This is a genomic window from Sphingomonas sp. IC081, assembly GCF_006874585.1.
Taxonomy (GTDB): domain Bacteria; phylum Pseudomonadota; class Alphaproteobacteria; order Sphingomonadales; family Sphingomonadaceae; genus Novosphingobium.
Genome location: NZ_CP029761.1, coordinates 1114986 through 1131919, shown reverse-complemented (window position 1 = coordinate 1131919; position 16934 = coordinate 1114986). Strand labels below are relative to the sequence as shown.

General features: G+C 64.7%; 18 protein-coding genes and 2 tRNA genes. 7 read left to right on the top strand and 13 right to left on the bottom strand.

Annotated features, from left to right (window positions below; all coding sequences use genetic code 11):
* The first annotated feature begins 10 nt into the window (after window positions 1-10).
* Window positions 11-931: an LLM class F420-dependent oxidoreductase gene (locus DM450_RS05435; RefSeq protein WP_142633095.1), complete on the top strand. Its 921-nt coding sequence runs from the start codon at window positions 11-13 to the stop codon at window positions 929-931.
* Between the two features lie 145 nt (window positions 932-1076).
* On the opposite strand, the gene thiE is transcribed toward DM450_RS05435, so the two are convergent.
* Both thiE and DM450_RS05425 read right to left on the bottom strand, forming a co-directional pair.
* Window positions 1077-1715, bottom strand: a complete 639-nt coding sequence (gene thiE / locus DM450_RS05430) for a thiamine phosphate synthase (protein ID WP_142633093.1) — start codon at window positions 1713-1715, stop codon at window positions 1077-1079.
* Between the two features lie 27 nt (window positions 1716-1742).
* On the bottom strand, window positions 1743-2291 hold the full coding sequence (locus tag DM450_RS05425; protein WP_142633091.1) for a hypothetical protein: 549 nt from the start codon (window positions 2289-2291) through the stop codon (window positions 1743-1745).
* A gap of 146 nt (window positions 2292-2437) precedes the next feature.
* On the opposite strand from DM450_RS05425, the gene DM450_RS05420 reads away from it, so the two are divergent.
* Complete coding sequence (locus DM450_RS05420; RefSeq protein WP_260610430.1) at window positions 2438-3031, top strand: hypothetical protein; 594 nt, start codon at window positions 2438-2440, stop codon at window positions 3029-3031.
* Window positions 3032-3088: 57 nt separating this feature from the next.
* On the opposite strand, the gene DM450_RS05415 is transcribed toward DM450_RS05420, so the two are convergent.
* The 5 genes from DM450_RS05415 to tkt form a co-directional block, all read right to left on the bottom strand.
* Window positions 3089-4000, bottom strand: a complete 912-nt coding sequence (locus DM450_RS05415) for a fructose bisphosphate aldolase (protein WP_142633089.1) — start codon at window positions 3998-4000, stop codon at window positions 3089-3091.
* Window positions 4001-4054: 54 nt separating this feature from the next.
* Window positions 4055-5167, bottom strand: coding sequence for an acyltransferase (locus tag DM450_RS05410; protein ID WP_142633087.1), 1113 nt, complete (start codon window positions 5165-5167; stop codon window positions 4055-4057).
* Between the two features lie 23 nt (window positions 5168-5190).
* The gene (locus DM450_RS05405) at window positions 5191-6390 is read right to left on the bottom strand and encodes a phosphoglycerate kinase (protein ID WP_142633085.1); all 1200 of its coding nucleotides are present in this window, start codon (window positions 6388-6390) and stop codon (window positions 5191-5193) included.
* 267 nt (window positions 6391-6657) lie between these two features.
* A complete protein-coding gene (gene gap / locus DM450_RS05400) occupies window positions 6658-7665 on the bottom strand; it encodes a type I glyceraldehyde-3-phosphate dehydrogenase (protein WP_142633083.1) in 1008 nt (335 codons plus the stop codon).
* 16 nt (window positions 7666-7681) lie between these two features.
* Window positions 7682-9670: a transketolase gene (gene tkt, locus DM450_RS05395; protein WP_142633081.1), complete on the bottom strand. Its 1989-nt coding sequence runs from the start codon at window positions 9668-9670 to the stop codon at window positions 7682-7684.
* 213 nt (window positions 9671-9883) lie between these two features.
* Between tkt and DM450_RS25730 the strand changes: the two genes are divergently transcribed.
* From DM450_RS25730 to DM450_RS05380, 4 genes are all read left to right on the top strand, one after another.
* Entirely contained in the window at window positions 9884-10057 is a 174-nt protein-coding gene (locus DM450_RS25730) for a hypothetical protein (protein WP_185928716.1), read from the top strand.
* Window positions 10054-10419 carry a cell division protein ZapA gene (locus DM450_RS05390; RefSeq protein WP_142633079.1) on the top strand — a complete coding sequence of 122 codons (366 nt, stop codon included), beginning with the start codon at window positions 10054-10056 and terminating at the stop codon, window positions 10417-10419. The genes DM450_RS25730 and DM450_RS05390 overlap by 4 nt, the downstream gene beginning before the upstream one ends.
* Window positions 10420-10727: 308 nt before the next feature.
* Entirely contained in the window at window positions 10728-11342 is a 615-nt protein-coding gene (locus tag DM450_RS05385; RefSeq protein WP_142633077.1) for a 5-formyltetrahydrofolate cyclo-ligase, read from the top strand.
* Window positions 11343-11344: 2 nt separating this feature from the next.
* A complete protein-coding gene (locus DM450_RS05380; RefSeq protein WP_142633075.1) occupies window positions 11345-11560 on the top strand; it encodes a DUF2842 domain-containing protein in 216 nt (71 codons plus the stop codon).
* Window positions 11561-11703: 143 nt separating this feature from the next.
* On the opposite strand, the gene DM450_RS05375 is transcribed toward DM450_RS05380, so the two are convergent.
* Window positions 11704-11780: transfer RNA gene (locus DM450_RS05375), tRNA-Asp, on the bottom strand.
* Between the two features lie 63 nt (window positions 11781-11843).
* A tRNA-Asp gene (locus DM450_RS05370) sits at window positions 11844-11920 on the bottom strand.
* 242 nt (window positions 11921-12162) lie between these two features.
* Between DM450_RS05370 and DM450_RS05365 the strand changes: the two genes are divergently transcribed.
* Complete coding sequence (locus DM450_RS05365; protein ID WP_260610218.1) at window positions 12163-12621, top strand: hypothetical protein; 459 nt, start codon at window positions 12163-12165, stop codon at window positions 12619-12621.
* 7 nt (window positions 12622-12628) lie between these two features.
* Here DM450_RS05365 and DM450_RS05360 read toward each other — a convergent pair whose 3' ends face one another.
* Genes DM450_RS05360 through DM450_RS05345 form a run of 4 tightly spaced genes read right to left on the bottom strand, consistent with a single transcriptional unit; the run spans window position 12629 to window position 16904 of the window.
* Window positions 12629-13213 carry a YdeI family protein gene (locus tag DM450_RS05360; protein ID WP_142633073.1) on the bottom strand — a complete coding sequence of 195 codons (585 nt, stop codon included), beginning with the start codon at window positions 13211-13213 and terminating at the stop codon, window positions 12629-12631.
* Window positions 13214-13229: 16 nt separating this feature from the next.
* Complete coding sequence (locus tag DM450_RS05355; protein ID WP_142633071.1) at window positions 13230-14528, bottom strand: dihydrolipoamide acetyltransferase family protein; 1299 nt, start codon at window positions 14526-14528, stop codon at window positions 13230-13232.
* Window positions 14529-14532: 4 nt separating this feature from the next.
* A complete protein-coding gene (locus DM450_RS05350; protein WP_142637538.1) occupies window positions 14533-15585 on the bottom strand; it encodes an alpha-ketoacid dehydrogenase subunit beta in 1053 nt (350 codons plus the stop codon).
* Window positions 15586-15590: 5 nt separating this feature from the next.
* Window positions 15591-16904, bottom strand: a complete 1314-nt coding sequence (locus tag DM450_RS05345; RefSeq protein WP_142633069.1) for a 3-methyl-2-oxobutanoate dehydrogenase (2-methylpropanoyl-transferring) subunit alpha — start codon at window positions 16902-16904, stop codon at window positions 15591-15593.
* Between the last annotated feature and the right edge of the window lie 30 nt (window positions 16905-16934).

Below are 16934 nucleotides of genomic sequence, written 5' to 3'. Positions count from 1 at the left end.
ACCGCACGCCATGACCTTCACGCTCAGCACCAGCCTGCCTTTCGACCGGATCGACAGGCCGGAGGAATTCGGCACCATGGAGGCCGTGCACGAGATTGCCCGCACGGTCGAGAAGGCGGGCTTCCACGCCGGCACCGTCACCGATCACCCTGTTCCCTCGGCACGCTGGCTGGATGCGGGCGGACACTACGCGCAGGATCCGTTCGTGATGCTGTCGATGCTGGGCGCAGTGACCACCAGGCTGCGGCTGCAGACCAACATTCTGGTACTGCCGTACCGCAATCCCTTCGTGGTGGCGCGCGGGGTCTCGTCGCTGGACCACTTCACCAATGGCCGCGTGGTTCTGGGCCTTGGCGCCGGGTACATGAAGGCGGAATACAAGGCGCTGGGCGTCGATTTCGACAGCCGCAACGACCTCATGGACGAGTACATCACGGCGATGAAGCTGGCCTGGACGGGCGAGGACTTCACATTCGAGGGCAGCGGATACACCGCGCGGGGCAATCGCATGCTGCCGACGCCGGTGCAGAAGCCGCACCCCCCGCTTCTGGTCGGCGGCAATTCGCGGCGCGCGCTGCGCCGGGCAGCGGAGATGGGCGATGCCTGGCACCCGTTCTTTGTGCCCAAGTCGGTGACCGACACCGCCCGCACCGCCAATCTGGAGGGTGACGAAGACATCAGCGAGGCCATCGCCTACATGCACGCCCATGCCGAGAAGATCGGCCGTGCGGAGCCGCCGAAGGTCATCGCCTCGTCCACCTATTCGATCAAAGAGGGCTGGAGCGCGCCGGAAGCGCTGGACCACTTCGCGCACCTCAAGTCGCTTGGCATCCATGGCGCCGGGGCAACGGTCCATGCCGATACACGCGCGGAATATTGCGATCTGGCGCTGAAGTTCGGGGAGGATGTGATCGCGAAGATTGATTTTTGATGGGTCAGATCGCGGTCGACCACGATCTTAAACAATACCATCTCGTCGCCCCCGCGAAGGCGGGGATGACGGGGTTTAGTTGAACCGATCCATTCTGCCGGTTCGGCCTACTGGTTCGGGGCTGTGCCAAACGCCCGCGCAGACCTCAGGCCATCGCCCCGGTCATCGCCTCGTGGAAAGCCTTGACCGCTGCGGCCTCATCGCCGTTCCACACCGCACCCGACACCGCAAGGAAATCGGCTCCGGCCTTCACCAGCGGCGCGCAGTTTCCGGGCGTGATACCGCCGATGGCAACGCAGGGAATTTCGAAGATCGACTGCCACCATTCCAGCAGGTCGAGCCCCGCCATGTGCTTCACGTCCTTGGTGGTCGTGGGAAAATAGGCACCGAAAGCCACGTAGTCCGCGCCCTCTTCGCCCGCGTCCATCGCAAGATGGCGGCTGTTGTTGCAGGTCATGCCGATCTGCGCGTCACGGCCGAGCGCCTTGCGCGCTTCCTCGACCGAGCCGTCCTCCTGCCCCAGATGCACGCCGTCCGCACCGAGGCGCTTGGCGAGGCTGGTGGAATCGTTGACGATGAAGGCCACGTCGCGATCGCCGCAAATCTTCTGCAGCGGCTCGGCAAGGCGCGCCGCCTCGTGCTGGTCCACGTCCTTGACGCGAAACTGGAACGCCGCCACCGGCGCGGCATCGAGCGCGCGGGCCAGGCGTTCGGGGAAAGCGCCGGTCACATCGAGCGGCGAAATCAGGTAAAGCTGCGTCGGTTCGCGTTCAATCTCTTCCATAAGCGCGCACCTAGCCGTTCGCGAGGCTCAGGAAAAGACTTCGTCTTCGAACAAGGCATCCTCGGCCTCACGATTGCAGCCCGTCAGCGCGGCATGGGCAAACACCAGGATCGCGAGGCGCATCGTCGCATGAAGCGCCTCGGTTGCGGTCTCGAGGTTCCAGTCGGCCGCGCTCACCGCCAGATAGATCGTCTCGAACGCCGCTGCGCCGACCGCGCCGACCAGCATGCCCAGCAGCATTCTCGAAGGACGCCAGACAAGGCAGCCCGCAAAGACGAGCGCTGCCAGGATGCCGATCACGGTTGCAGGCGGCACGCCTCCTGCCAGCCCCGCATCAAAGCCGATCCATGCCGCTTCCGCGACCAGCAAGGCGAGCGCGCGCCGCAACATCGGATCGAGCCGGGGCCGTAGCCGCGCGATCACGCTTGTCGCCAGCAGGGCACAGAAAACGGGCGGCAATACCACCTGCCGGACGGACATGGGCAGCAGCGACGGAAGGATGTAACTCGCCGCCAGATAGGCGATCCACAGCTTGAGCCAACCATCGACGCCCCGCCAGGACTTGAGAATTTTCATCGTCATACCACTTGCCGCGCCCATCCCTACCCGCCCCGGTGCGGCAGGCAAAGCCCGTTTCGTTCGGGAGAGGTTCAGGCGCTGCCGATAGGTTTCGCCGGCACGCACCCGGAACCCGGGGCTGCTTCAAGCTATAAGGGAGGAACATGAAACGACGCGCCCCGCCGCCCGCCCTTTCCTCCGCACTCGCACAGACCCTGGCGCTCACCGCGCTGGCCCTGGCGATGAGCGGTTGCCGGATCATCCCCGAAGGCGCCGGAATGCCTCCGTCCGCGCCAATGCAGGTACCGCCTTCGTCTTATCGCCCGGCGCCTCCCGATGTGCCCCCGCCGCCTGCCCCCGCGCAGCCACCGGCGTCCATGCCCGAGCAGGCCACTCCGCCGCTCGCACAGCCCGCCGGCGAATTGCCCGCCTCGCGTCCCTACAACGGCCCGCCCCTCGCCTATACCCGCATCGGCGAGACGGTTTCCGTCGATGGCCCAAGGGTCACCCCACTCTCACTGATCGAGGATAGCCGCTGTCCGCAAGCTGTGCAGTGCATCCAGGCCGGGCGCCTGAGGCTTCGCGTACGCATCGATCTCGGCTCGGGTTCGCACAAGATCGACATGACGCTCGGACAGCCTGTGCAAGTCGCCGACGGCAGCCTGACCTTGCTGGCCGCAAGTCCGACGCCGGTTGCAGGCTCCAAGCCGGCCCCGCTCGCCTACCAGTTCGGTTTCCGCTTCATGGGCGGCCTCTGAAACGAGAAAGGGCGGCGCCTTGCGGCACCGCCCTGTCCTTTCGCGTGATCCGGACGATCAGACTGCCGCAGCGGCGTCCGCCTTCTGGGTCGAGCCCTTGAAGATCTCGTCGATCGCTTCGCCGAGCGCGGCATCGAATTCGGCATCGCTCATCTGCGCGCGCAGGTCCTGCAGCAGCGCGCGGCTGAAGCTGGCGATGATGCCCTTGTTCTTCGCCAGTTCGACGCAGGCCTCGGGACGTTCGTAGCCGCCCGAAAGCGCAACGACGCGCAGCACCTTGGGGTGGGTGACCAGCGGATCGAACGTGCCGGGCACGATCGGCAGCGAGAGCTTGAGCATGACCTGCTGCCCTTCGGGCAGTTCATCGAGGTTCTTGAGAAGCTCGGCGAGCAGGATCTGGTCACACTCGGCGCGGGTGGCGCTCTTGATGTTCACCTCGGGCTCGACGATCGGCATCATGCCATGCGAGAGCACCTGCTTGCCGATCTCGAACTGCTGCCTGACGACGGCGGCGATGCCCTCGGCATTGGCCGAGTTGATCACCGAACGCTCCTTGGTGCCGAACACGCCCAGCGCCTTCGAACGCTCCAGCAGCGCATCAAGGGTCGGCATCGGCTTCATGAGTTGCACGCCGTTCACCTCGTCCTCAAGGCCCTTGTCGACCTTGATGAACGGCACCACGCCCTTGGCGATCAGTGCCTGGGGGGTGGGAACGCCGTTCACTTCACCGTCCATGGTGCGTTCGAACAGGATCGCGCCGAGAACCTTTTCACCGGTGAACACCGGCGACGAGATGATGCGGGCGCGCATCTGGTGGATCAGGCCGAACATCTCTTCTTCGGTCGACCAGGCGCCTTCCTCGATGCCGTAGCCCTTGAGCGCCTTCGGGGTCGAACCGCCGCTCTGGTCAAGCGCGGCAATGAAGCCGTGTCCGCCGGCGATCTTGGCCGTCATCTCAGAAAATTCCATGGGTTTCTCCTCCTAGATTTGCCCCGGCGAGCCGGAGCGAAACGGTTGCGCGCCCTAAGGCAGCGCGGCGTGACGCAGACGCTGCGCCTTCTCGCGGCGGCGCAGGATGCCGCCCAGCAGAGTGCGCGCCGGCACGTCGATCCAGCGTACGCAGAGCCAGGCGATGGCAAGGCACGCACCGAGAAAGACAAATGCCATTAGCACAGCGTTATAATGCAGATCGTCCTTGAAGTAACGCATCGGCTCGATCACCGCCCAGTGCACCGCGTAGAGCGCAAAGGATACCTCGCCCACGAACCAGGCGGCGCGCGCGAAGCGGCGCGAGGGCTCGACACGCGAACCGCACCAGACCAGCAGCGGCGAGATCAGCAGCGCACAGGCAAGGTCGTAGGCCGTGGTCGACAGGAAATGCGGATCCGCCATCAACATCGCGGCGATGGCAACGAGACAAGCCACGCCCACCCACGATGAGGGACGATGTTCGGGCTGCGGCATCCGGGCGATCAGCATGCCGATCCCGAACGAATAGAGCGTGCGGGCAAGCGCGATCGGCCATTCGTGCCAGACCGCGCCGATATTGCCCGATCCGTTCTCGAGCACCGCCGGCACGAACCACCAGGCCGAAAGCGCGCAGACCACCGCGATGCCGATGCGCGGCAGGCGGAACAGCAGCACGATCATCGCGAAATTGGCGACCAGTTCGTAGAACAGCGACCAGGCAGGCACGTTCAGCGGAAACAGCGTGTTGGTCAGCGGCGACGGCAACATGGCGGCGTTGATGCCGGTGCTGACGAGGATCGTCCTGAGGCTCAGCGAGGTATCGCCGCCGCTGTAGAGGCGCGCGAGGCCCACCGTCGTTGTCAGCACCACGCCGACGAGGAACAGCGGATAGAGCCGCACGAGGCGCTTCAGCATGAACTCGCCGGTGCCCATGCCCGCCTGCCAGCGCGGCAGGTAGCTGGTGGCAAGCACGAAGCCCGAAAGCGCAAAGAAGAAGTCCACCGCGACGTAGCCGTGCGGGGCCTGCGAGATGTTGAAATGAAACAGCGCGACGGCAAGGGCGGCAATCCCGCGCATGCCGTCGAGCGTTACATAGCGGCCGTGCCAAGGCGGGCGCGGGCCTTGCCAGGCCCGGGCAGCGTCGGAAACCGAAGCAGGTCCGTTCATGCGCGCCGCCCCGCCCTATCCTATCAGGCTTCGAGCGCTGCCACGCCGGGCAGTTCGCGACCTTCCATCCACTCCAGGAAGGCACCACCGGCCGTGGAGATATACGAGAAGTCTTCCGCCACGCCCGCATGGTGAAGCGCGGCAACGGTATCGCCGCCACCAGCCACCGAGGTCAGCGAGCCTTCACGGGTCAGCGCGGCCGCGGTCTTGGCCAGAGCCACGGTGGCGGCATCGAACGGCACCGTCTCGAAGGCACCGAGCGGGCCATTCCACACCACCGTGCGGCAGGTCTTGAGCACGTCGCCAAGAGCCTCGACCGCAAGCGGGCCGACGTCGAGGATCATTTCGTCGGCAGCCACTTCGTGGACGTTGCAGGTGCGCAGGCTGGGCGGATTGGCGGCGAATTCCTTCGACACCACCACTTCATAGGGCAGGTGCACGGTGCAGCCCGACTGATCGGCGGTATCGAGAATCTCGTTCGCGGTCCCGGTCAGGTCATGCTCGCAGAGCGACTTGCCCACGTCCACGCCCTTGGCGGCCAGGAAAGTATTAGCCATACCGCCGCCGATGATCAGGTGATCGACCTGGGTGACGAGGTGCTTGAGCACGTCGAGCTTAGACGAGACCTTGGCGCCGCCGACTACGGCCGCGACCGGCTTTTCCGGCGCGCCGAGCGCCTTTTCCAGCGCCTCCAGCTCAGCCTGCATCGAACGGCCGGCATAGGCGGGCAGCACGCGGGCGAGGCCCTCGGTGCTGGCGTGGGCGCGGTGGGCAGCGGAGAAGGCGTCGTTGACGTAGAAGTCGCCGTTGGCGGCAATCGCGGCGGCAAGTTCGGCCTCGTTCTTTTCCTCACCCTTCCAGAATCGGGTGTTCTCGAGGATCGCGATGTCGCCCGCGCGCAGGATGCCGACGGCCTGCTTGACCACGTCGCCCGCCACTTCCGGCACAAACATCACTTCCTTGCCGAGCACCTTCTCGACCGCGCCGACCACCATCGACAGCGACATGCTGGGCACGCGCTCACCCTTGGGGCGGCCAAAGTGGGCGAGCAGGAGGACCTTGGCGCCCTTCTCGGCGAGCTGCAGGATCGTCGGCGCGGCGGCGCGAATGCGGGTATCGTCGGTGACGACGCCATCGCTCATCGGCACGTTGAAATCGACGCGCACCAGCGCGACCTTTCCGGCCACGTCACCAAGGTCATCAAGGGTCTTGAAAGCGCTCATCGTTCGGTCCTTGTCTCGTCGCCCACGGCAGCACGCGCCGCAGCAAGCGCGCCGTCAGAATATCTTGTTCGCAGTCTATGCGGCCCGTACCGCCATGACGCCGCCCCAAAGCGGGCGCCGGACGATCGTGCCGGATGCACTGCGCCGCGAAAGTCCCATAACGGACTTCCGCGGCGACAGTGGTGGGGGCGAACCGCCCACCATCGGATCAACGCGGTTCTTACACCGCGTTTGACGCCGACGGGGCGATCCACCGCCATCAAGCCCTCAGAGCAGGCCAGCCATGACACCAGCGGTGTCGATCATGCGGTTGGAGAAGCCCCACTCGTTGTCGTACCACGACAGGACGCGGACCAGCTTGCCTTCCAGAACGGCAGTCTCAAGGCTGTCGATGGTCGATGAGTGCGCGTCGTGGTTGAAGTCGATCGAAACCAGCGGCTCTTCGGTGTAACCGAGCACGCCCTTGAGTTCGCCTTCGGCCGCTTCCTTGAGCAGCGCGTTGACTTCCTCGGCGGTGGTGTCGCGCTTGGGCACGAAGGTCAGGTCGACGACCGAGACGTTCGGGGTCGGCACGCGGATCGACGAACCGTCGAGCTTGCCCTTGAGGTCGGGAAGCACGAGCCCCACGGCCACGGCGGCGCCGGTGCTGGTGGGGATCATGTTCATCGCGGCGGCGCGGGCGCGGCGCGGATCCTTGTGGATCTGGTCGAGGATCTTCTGGTCGTTGGTGTACGAGTGGATCGTGGTCATCAGACCGCGCTCGATACCGATCTTCTCGTTCAGTACCTTGGCGAAAGGCGCCAGGCAGTTGGTGGTGCACGAGGCGTTCGACACGACGACGTGATCGGCGGTCAGTTCCTTGTGGTTCACGCCGTAGACGACGGTGAGGTCCACGCCCTTGGCCGGAGCCGAGACGAGCACGCGCTTCGCGCCCGCGTCGATGTGCTTGCCGGCGCTCGCCTTGTCGGTGAAGAAGCCGGTGCATTCGAGCACGATATCGATGCCCTGCGCGGCGTGCGGCAGGTTCGCCGGATCGCGCTCCGCCGTCACGTGGATGCGCTTGCCGTTCACGACGAGATCGGTGCCGTCGACTTCCACGGTGCCTTCGAAGGTACCGTGGACGCTGTCACGCTTGAACAGGAGGGCATTGGCCTGAGCATCGGCCAGGTCGTTGATCGACACCAGCTCGAGGTCATGGTCGGTGCGTTCGAGAATGGCGCGAGCGACATTGCGCCCGATACGTCCGAAACCGTTGATCGCAACCTTGGTCGCCATTGGTAAATTCTCCTGTTTACACGCTAAGCTTGTTGAGGATCTTCGGGACGATCGCCTCGACGGTGAAGCCGAAGCGAGCGAAGAGGTCCTTGGCCGGGGCCGAGGCGCCGAAGCGGTCGAGACCGATGTTCAGGCCGCCGTTGCGGCTCTGTGCGGTGTAGCGTTCCCAGCCCATGGTCGTGCCGGCCTCGATCGAGACCTTCAGGATCGACGCATCATGGGGCAGGACTTCGTGCTGATAGGCTTCGTCCTGGGCGGCGAAGAGCTCCATGCACGGCATCGAGACGACGTCGGCGCCGATGCCCTGCGATTCCAGCTCGGCACGGACCTTGACCGCCAGCTCGACTTCCGAACCGGTAGCGATCAGGATCACCTTGCGATCCGCTTCGGCGTGGCGAAGCGTATAGGCGCCGCGCGCCGAAAGCATGTCGCCGGTCTTGCGCAGCTGCGGCAGGTTCTGGCGGGTAAGCGCCAGCACCGAAGGCGTATCCTGCGATTCCAGGGCCACGTTCCAGCATTCCGCCGTCTCGATGACGTCGGCCGGACGGAACACGTAGAGGTTCGGGATCAGGCGCATCGACATGACGTGCTCGACCGGCTGGTGGGTCGGGCCGTCTTCGCCGAGGCCGATCGAATCGTGGGTCAGCACGTAGATCGCACGGGTCTGCTGCAGCGCCGAGAGACGGATCGCATTGCGGCAGTAATCCGAGAAGATCAGGAAGGTGCCGCCGTAGGGGATCACGCCGCCGTGCAGCGCCATGCCGTTCATGGCCGCGGCCATGCCGAACTCACGGATGCCGTAATAGACATAGCGGCCGCCGAAGTTGTCCGGGGTGAACGGTTCCTGGCACTTGGCCTTGGTGTTGTTCGAACCGGTAAGGTCGGCCGAACCGCCGATCATCTCGGGGATCGCCGGGGCCAGCACGTTCAGCCAGTTTTCCGAAGCCTTGCGGGTTGCGACGGTGGCGTCGCCTTCCAGCCATTCGGCCAGCTTGGCGCGGATCGCATCGCCTTCCGGCAGTTCACCGGCCATGCGGCGGGTGAATTCGTCCGCCTTGTCCGAAGCGCCGAGGCGCACGAACCATTCGGCATGGGCCTTGGCGCCGGCCTGCCCGAGCGAACGCCAGTCGGCGAGGATTTCCGCCGGGATTTCGAAGGGAGCCGAAGTCCAGCCCAGGTATTCACGGGCAGCGGCCACTTCGGCCTCGCCCAGCGCGGCGCCGTGGACGTCATGGCCGCCCTGCTTGTTGGGGGCACCCTTGCCGATCACGGTCTTGCAGGCGACCAGCGTCGGCTTGTCCGAAGCGGCAGCCTGAGCCAGCGCGCGTTCGATGTCGGCGAAGTCATGGCCGTCGCATTCGAACACGTCCCAGCCCGAAGCGCGGTAGCGCGCCGGGATGTCTTCGCTGGTCGAAAGCGAGGTGTCGCCGTCGATGGTGATCTTGTTGTCGTCCCACAGGACCTTGAGGCGGCCCAGCTTGAGCGTGCCGGCAAGACCGATGGCCTCGTGGTTGATGCCTTCCATGAGGCAGCCGTCGCCGGCGATGACCCAGGTCTTGTGGTCGACCAGATCGTCACCGAAAGTGGCGTTGAGCTGGCGCTCCGCCATCGCCATGCCGACCGCCATGGCCAGGCCCTGGCCGAGCGGACCGGTGGTGCATTCCACGCCTTCGATCAGGAAGTTTTCCGGGTGACCGGCGCAGACCGAGCCCAACTGACGGAAATTGCGAATGTCGTCCATCGTCGGGCTGGCATAGCCGGTCAGGTGAAGCAGCGAGTAGATCAGCATCGAACCGTGACCGGCCGACAGCACGAAGCGGTCGCGGTCGGCCCACTTGGGCGCTGCGGGATCGAACTTGAGAAACTTGGAGAACAGGACGGTGGCAACATCGGCCATGCCCATCGGCATGCCGGGGTGGCCGCTGTTGGCGGCCTGGACCGCGTCCATGGAAAGCGCGCGAATGGCGTTGGCCATCGGCGCGAGACGGTCGGCAGCAAGGGTCATCGGGTGGCTCCGGTAAACGGAAAAAGGAACGATTCGGCTTGCCGACCCCCTTTAGGCTGAGGCCTGCGGGCGTCAAGTTCACCGCAGCCAAACACCGCAGATCCGGGCCCAGGCAATTCGCGTGGTGGCACAATCTCTTCCACTCGTCGAAGCATTAGTCGCCAAGCTGTGCCAAATTCTTGCCTTTTTGCAGTTTCGCGGTAACCGTAAGCCATGAAAGAGGTACCGATCGTTCAGATCGTCGAACGGATCGAGTCGGCGTTGTCCCGTCTCGACAAGGCCATTCCGGAAACCGTGGAACAGCGCAGTCGCGATCGCCGCCTGCGGGTGCTGGTTGAGGATGCCCTCGGCGAAATCGATGCATTGCTGGCGCGGCGCGAGGCATGAGCAACGTCAATCTCACCATCGGCGGTCGCAGCTTCACGCTGGCCTGCGCGGACGGTCAGGAAGGCCATGTCGAGCATCTCGGCCGCCTGATCGACGAGAAGGCAGCCGCAGCCGGCGCCGTCGGCCAGACCGAGACGCGCATGCTGCTGTTTGCAGCCATCATGCTGGCCGACGAAGTGCATAACCTGCGCGAACAAGACGCCGCACCGCCTCCCGCGCCACCCCTGACATCACCCCCGGCACCTGCTGCCAGCGAGGAAAATGCCTCCCTGCCCCCGGAAATGCTCGAGCGGCTGGCGAAAATTGCCGATAGCATCGAAAATCTCGCAAGCCTCCTTGAGGAAGCGCAAGAGAGCCCCTAATTAGACGGTGACGGGAACTGCCCGGCACGAGCCGTTCGAAAATCCCTGAGGCTATAAGCAAATCCAAGGGGACTGTCCCTGCCCGGACCCTGGTCCGGAACACATGGTCCCCACCTGACGTCGAGGCGTCAGAGGATTTCTAGGCAAACGACCCTATGGTGGGCCCGTCACCCCCTCTTCCGTGATCACTCCCTTTTCTTGAGGGATTTAGCCTCGCCCTTCCAGCATGGGCCCGAAGCTGGCCGTGCCGGAATTCCAACATGCCCAACGCAGCCGCAGATGATACCGTGCGGCTCCGAATGCCAGGAATGGGACCACCGGTGGATTCGTCACTCCCTCTCTCTCCCGCAGCCGAAAAGGCCGCTCTGCGCAAGAAGCATCGTGCCGCGCGCACGGAGCACGTCGCCTCGCTTCCGCAGCAACTGCGCGCGCTGATGCTGAACCGCCCGCCCGCCCCCGTCGCGGAAATGATGCCCGAGGGGCTGACCATCGGTCTCTATGCTCCCGTAGGCGACGAGGCACCGGCCTTTGGCTGGGCGCGCTGGCTGTCGGAGAACGACCGCAAGATCGCCCTGCCCTGGTTCGAATCGCGCGATGCGCCGATGGAGTTCCGCCTCTGGGCAAATCCCTTCGACGAAGAACAGCTTGCCATCGGCCCCTGGGGTGCGCTGCAACCACCGGCAGACGCAGCGCCCGTCACCCCCGCCATCGCCATCGTGCCGCTGCTCGCCTTCACTGCCGAGGGGCACCGACTGGGCCAGGGCGGCGGCCATTACGATCGCTGGCTCGATGCCAACCCGGACGTTCCGGCAATCGGGCTTGCATGGGACTGCCAACTCGCCGACACCCTTCCCATCGAAGCGCACGACCGCATCCTCGATGCCGTGGTGACGCCGACGAGAATATACGAGGGAGCGATCTGAACTTGCGCGAGACTCCAACCCTGCGAATCCCGCTGGGCGTGTTGGGGCTATTTGCCGCCCTGATCGCCTATGGCGTGCTGATTGCACGCTATCTGGCCCCGGTGATCGAAGGATGGCACCCTTTGCTTCAGACGCCCGTCTACGTGGTTCTGGGAGTGGTCTGGCTGCTACCGCTCAAGCGGTTCCTGATCTGGATGGAAACCGGGCGCTGGGGGTGATTCCCCAGCGCTTTTATTTTTGCCCTGAGCAGCCAGCCGATTCGACAAATCAGGAACGGCACGCCTGCGCCGGACAAAAGAAAAGGCCGGGCGTGAACCCGGCCTTTTTCGTTTCATTGCCTTACCACTTCCCGTAAAGGAAATGGCGCGAGTGACGGGGCTCGAACCCGCGACCTCCGGCGTGACAGGCCGGCACTCTAACCAACTGAGCTACACCCGCGCAGCAATGTATGCGAGGTTTTTAGACTACCTCAAGTCGCTGGATTACCAGCATTTTCCCAAGTGGCGCGAGTGACGGGGCTCGAACCCGCGACCTCCGGCGTGACAGGCCGGCACTCTAACCAACTGAGCTACACCCGCGTTCTTGCGTTTGCGTCCGCTTGGGAGCCGCGCCTCTATGGCAGGGCACCCACCCTGTCAACGGGAATGACCCGAAGATTGAAAAGTTTTTATCCACACCCCCGAAAAATCTGGCCGGTCCGACCTTACCCCATCTGAGCGACAGCCCGGACAACCGGCGTTAACCATATGTTGGCGACTGGAATCGCAGAAAACACCCCGTCCACGCGGAAACGGCGCGGAACATCGCAGGGGGTTTTCGGGTGAAAGCAATCCATCTCGCCATGTCGCTTGCGCTTGCAGCCGGCACGTTCACCACCAGTGCTGCGCAGGCAGAACTGCGCACAGGGCCCGCCGTGGCCACCGACAGCGCCGTCTATGTGGAACGCAGCGGCTCGGCCGCCTCGCGCCGCCTGGAACCCGCGAGCCGCCTTGCGCGCGGTGATAGAGTCGTGACGATCGTTACATGGGTCCGCGCCGCCGGAACCGGCGGCTTTGTCATCACCAATCCCGTGCCCACCACCCTCGCCTATCAGCAGAGCGCGGAAGACATGCAGGAAGTCTCGGTGGACGGCGGCCGCTCATGGGGCCGTATCGGCGCGCTGAGGATCGGCAATCGCCTCGCCACCCCCGAAGACGTCACGCATGTTCGCTGGCGCATCCCGCCGCAGAGCGCGGCGCGCGGACGCGGGCAGATCACCTACAGCGGCATCGTGCGCTGATTCAGGCTCAGCAGCGCTCGTACTTCCAGTTGCGGCGCTTGCCTTCGGAAAGCCACTCGACGGCCTGAGCCATGCGCTTGGCGCGCGTCGCCTCTGTCTTGGCCTCGGTGATCCATTCCAGATATTCGCGCCGCTGTGACGGCGAGAAGGCGTCGTAGTGCCCCTGCGCGGCCGGAGCAGTCGCCAACACCGACGCGAAATCGTCCGGCATCGGAATCTCCGCCTTGGGCGCACGCGGCGCGGCAGGCTTCAGCGCCGTGCCCGTTTCGAGCACCCTCGCCTCGGCCGCCTGCAATTTTTCGATGAGTTCGCCTTCGCCCGGCAGATCGCCGACGGCAGTGATGCGACCGAACTGGCCCATGGCATCGCCCTGCCGCCCGTCTCCATGGATGACGAAGGTGCAATGCGCCTTGAACGCCGCCATCCCGGCGACATTCTTACCCTTTACCAGAAAGTGCGGCATGCCCCATTTGATGGCCTCTTCGGCCCCGGGCAGCGCGCGGTGGGTGAGATCGCGCAAATGAGTGAGGATCGGGCGGGCAAAGTCCGCGGCCTTTTCGATATAGTCGTCGACGCGCGGATCTTTGCCCATGAATGCCCTCTCTATCTTATCCCGCCAGAATCAGCGCCGGGGCCTCGATCAGCTTCTTGAGGTCCTGCGCGAAGCTTGCTGCGTCCCAACCGTCTACCACACGGTGGTCGCACGACATCGAGATATTCATGATCTTGCGCTTCTCGATGCGCTCCACGCCATCGGCGCCCTTCACGAACATTGGCCGTTCGACGATGCGATTCGGGCCGATGATGGCGACTTCGGGACGATTGATGACCGGAGTCGTGGCGACACCGCCCATCGGCCCGAGCGAGGTGACCGTGATCGTCGAGCCCGAAAGCTCCGACGACTTGGCCGAACCATCGCGCGCCGCATTGGCAAGGCGGCCGATCTCGGTAGCGAGCTGCCACAGGTTACGGTCCTGCGCATCGCGGATCACCGGAACCATCAGGCCCGCCGGGGTCTGCGCGGCCATGCCCAGATGGACCGAGCCGTAGCGCGTCACTACACCCGCCTCGTCATCGTAATGCGCGTTGAGCATCGGATACTTGGGCAGCAGCTTGCAGATCGCCGCGATCAGGAACGGCAGCATCGTCAGCTTGGGACGATCTCCTCGCCCAGCGTTGAGCTGCGCACGGGTTTCCTCCAGCGCCGTCACGTCGAATTCCTCGACATAGGCGAAGTGCGGGATCTGGCGCTTGGACGCAGCCATGTTCTCGGCAATGCGGCGGCGCAGGCCGATCACGCGGACCTGTTCGTCCTTACCCTTGCTGCCGGCGGGCTGGAAACCGCCCGCAGCGTTGTAGGACAGGAAGGCATCGAGATCGCCATGGCGCACGCGGCCGTCTTCCGCAGGGCGGACTTCGGCCAGATTGATGCCCAGATCCGACGCGCGCTTGCGGACGGCGGGGCTGGCCATGACCTTGGCATGCGTGGCGGGCGTTGGCGCGCGGGCTTCGACAAGCTCAGCCTGTGCGGGTTTGGGGAGCACAGCTTCAGGTTCAGGCGCTGGGGCAGCCTCCACAACCTCCGCTCGTGCCGAGCTTGTCGAAGCACTGGCCACCTCGGGCTCGCCCTTGGGCGCACTGGCCCCGTCGACCCCATTGCCCGCGCCTTCGACCTCGATCACCACCAGCGGCGATCCGATAGCGATGATGTCACCCGCCTCACCGGCGACTTCGACCACCACGCCCGAAACCGGGCTTTCCATCTCGACCGTTGCCTTGTCGGTCATCATGTCCGCAACGCGGTCGTCTTCCTCGATCCGATCGCCGATCTTGACGTGCCAGGCGACGATCTCTGCCTCGGCAATGCCCTCGCCGATGTCGGGGAGCCTGAAAGTATAGCGTCCCATCAAATCAATCCTTCAACAGACGATCGACCGCCTCGCCAATGCGGACGGGACCGGGGAAATAGGCCCACTCAAGGCTGTGCGGGTACGGCGTATCGAAGCCGGTCACACGCTCGACGGGCGCTTCCAGGTGATAGAAGCAGCGTTCCTGAACCAGCGTCACCAGTTCCGCGCCAAAGCCGGAGGTGCGGGTCGCCTCGTGTATCACCAGGCAACGCCCAGTCTTTTCCACGGACTTTTCCACAGCCCCCAGGTCAAGCGGGACCAGCGTGCGCAAGTCGATGATCTCGGCGTCGACACCCTTTTCGGCCAGCACCGCCTCGGCCACGTGAACCATGGTGCCATACGTCACCACCGTCAGCGCCGAACCTTCCTGCACGATCCGTGCCTTGCCCAGCGGGATCGAATAGTACCCTTCCGGCACCATGCCGAGCGGGTGGCCCTTCCACGTCTTCGACGGGCGATCGTAATAGCCGTCGAACGGGCCGTTATAGATGCGCTTGGGCTCGAAGAAGATCACCGGATCGTTGTCTTCGATGGCAGCGATCAGCAGGCCCTTGGCGTCGTAGGGGCTGGCCGGGATCACCGTCTTCAGGCCGGAAACGTGCGTGAACAGCGCTTCCGGGCTCTGACTGTGGGTCTGGCCGCCGAAAATGCCGCCGCCGAACGGCGAGCGCACGGTGATCGGCGCGATGAACTCCGCCGCCGAACGATAGCGCAGACGCGCCGCTTCGGAGACGAGCTGGTCCATGCCCGGATAGATATAGTCCGCGAACTGGATCTCCGGCACCGGGCGCAGGCCGTATGCGGCCATACCCACGGCAGCGCCGATGATGCCGCATTCGTTGATCGGGGTATCGAACACGCGGTTGCGGCCGTACTTCTTCTGGAGATTGGCCGTCGCGCGGAACACGCCGCCGAAATAGCCGACGTCTTCACCGAAGGTCACCACATCGGGATCGCGCGCCATCATGATATCGAGCGCGTCGTTGATCGCCTCGATCATGTTCATCTGGCGGGTCGGCGCGTCGTGGAGGCTGACCGAATCTTCTTCAATCATCATGATCAGTCCTTCCAATCCGGGAACTTGCTCTGCCGCTCACGGATCGCCTGCTCCGCCTGCTCTTCAAGGTGCCAGGGCAGTTCCTCGAAGACGTCCTCGAACATGGTGTGGAACGGATGGTGCAGGCCGTGGCCCAGAATGCCGTTCTTCTCGGCCTCCTTGGTGGCGGCCTTCACTTGCTCGGCGGCGTCGCGGTCCATCTCGGCATGCCGCTCCTCGGACCATTCGCCAAGCCCGATCAGATGCTTCTTCAGGCGCATGATCGGATCGCCCAGCGGCCATTCCTCACGCTCATGCGCGGAGCGATAGGCCGTGGGATCGTCCGAGGTGGAGTGCCCCTCGGCGCGATAGGTGAAGTGCTCGATCAGCGTCGGCCCCTGGTTGGAGCGGGCACGGTTGGCGGCCCATTCCATCGCGGCATAGACCGCCAGGATGTCGTTGCCGTCCACCCGCAGGCCGGCGATGCCGTAACCGGCGGCGCGCGCCGCAAAGGTGGTGCGCTCCGCCCCGGCGAAGCCCGAGAAGCTGGAAATCGCCCACTGGTTGTTGACGACATTGAGCACGACCGGCGCGTTGTAGACCGCCGCGAACGTCATTGCTGCGTGGAAATCGCCTTCCGCGCTGGAGCCTTCGCCCACGAAGCTGGTGGCGATGCGGGTATCGCCCTTGATCGCGCTGGCCATCGCCCAGCCCACCGCCTGCGGGAACTGTGTGGCGAGGTTGCCGGAAATCGAGAAGAACCCGTAGTCCTTGGCCGAATACATGATCGGCAGCTGGCGGCCCTTCAGAGGGTCCGCGCGGTTGGAGTAGATCTGGTTGACCATCTCCACCAGCGGATAGCCGCGCGCGATCAGGATGCCCTGCTGGCGATAGCTGGGGAACACCATGTCGTCGAAGGCCAGCGCATGGGCGCAGGCGATCGAGACCGCCTCCTCGCCCGTGGACTTCATGTAGAAGCTGGTCTTGCCCTGTCGCTGGCCGCGATACATGCGATCGTCGAAAGCGCGGGTGAGCGCCATCGAAGCCAGCATGCGGCGCAGGGTCTCGGGATCGAGATTGGGGTTCCACGCACCCACCGCCGCGTCGTTCTCATCCAGAACGCGGATCAGGTCGAGCGTCAGCGGCCATGTCTCGCTGGCGGCGCACCCCTCGTCGGGGCGTGCCAGCTTGCCGGCGGCAGGAATTTCCAGATGCGAATAGTCGACCGGATCGCCGGGCCGGAACTTCGGCTCGGGGACATAAAGATCAAGGGGCGGCAGATTGCCGCGCGACTTACCTGTACGCGTGGGACCTGTACGTGTCGGGCCTGAAGCCATTTTTGTTTCCTCTCCCGCATTGAATCGGGC

What these genes read in the sequence shown, in the direction of transcription:
- DM450_RS05435 (WP_142633095.1), top strand. Translation starts at nt 11, where the DNA reads ATGACCTTCACGCTCAGCACCAGCCTGCCTTTCGACCGGATCGACAGG.
- thiE (WP_142633093.1), bottom strand. Translation starts at nt 1,715, where the DNA reads ATGGAAGAGATTGAACGCGAACCGACGCAGCTTTACCTGATTTCGCCG.
- DM450_RS05425 (WP_142633091.1), bottom strand. Translation starts at nt 2,291, where the DNA reads ATGAAAATTCTCAAGTCCTGGCGGGGCGTCGATGGTTGGCTCAAGCTG.
- DM450_RS05420 (WP_260610430.1), top strand. Translation starts at nt 2,438, where the DNA reads ATGAAACGACGCGCCCCGCCGCCCGCCCTTTCCTCCGCACTCGCACAG.
- DM450_RS05415 (WP_142633089.1), bottom strand. Translation starts at nt 4,000, where the DNA reads ATGGAATTTTCTGAGATGACGGCCAAGATCGCCGGCGGACACGGCTTC.
- DM450_RS05410 (WP_142633087.1), bottom strand. Translation starts at nt 5,167, where the DNA reads ATGAACGGACCTGCTTCGGTTTCCGACGCTGCCCGGGCCTGGCAAGGC.
- DM450_RS05405 (WP_142633085.1), bottom strand. Translation starts at nt 6,390, where the DNA reads ATGAGCGCTTTCAAGACCCTTGATGACCTTGGTGACGTGGCCGGAAAG.
- gap (WP_142633083.1), bottom strand. Translation starts at nt 7,665, where the DNA reads ATGGCGACCAAGGTTGCGATCAACGGTTTCGGACGTATCGGGCGCAAT.
- tkt (WP_142633081.1), bottom strand. Translation starts at nt 9,670, where the DNA reads ATGACCCTTGCTGCCGACCGTCTCGCGCCGATGGCCAACGCCATTCGC.
- DM450_RS25730 (WP_185928716.1), top strand. Translation starts at nt 9,884, where the DNA reads ATGAAAGAGGTACCGATCGTTCAGATCGTCGAACGGATCGAGTCGGCG.
- DM450_RS05390 (WP_142633079.1), top strand. Translation starts at nt 10,054, where the DNA reads ATGAGCAACGTCAATCTCACCATCGGCGGTCGCAGCTTCACGCTGGCC.
- DM450_RS05385 (WP_142633077.1), top strand. Translation starts at nt 10,728, where the DNA reads ATGGGACCACCGGTGGATTCGTCACTCCCTCTCTCTCCCGCAGCCGAA.
- DM450_RS05360 (WP_142633073.1), bottom strand. Translation starts at nt 13,213, where the DNA reads ATGGGCAAAGATCCGCGCGTCGACGACTATATCGAAAAGGCCGCGGAC.
- DM450_RS05355 (WP_142633071.1), bottom strand. Translation starts at nt 14,528, where the DNA reads ATGGGACGCTATACTTTCAGGCTCCCCGACATCGGCGAGGGCATTGCC.
- DM450_RS05350 (WP_142637538.1), bottom strand. Translation starts at nt 15,585, where the DNA reads ATGATTGAAGAAGATTCGGTCAGCCTCCACGACGCGCCGACCCGCCAG.
- DM450_RS05345 (WP_142633069.1), bottom strand. Translation starts at nt 16,904, where the DNA reads ATGGCTTCAGGCCCGACACGTACAGGTCCCACGCGTACAGGTAAGTCG.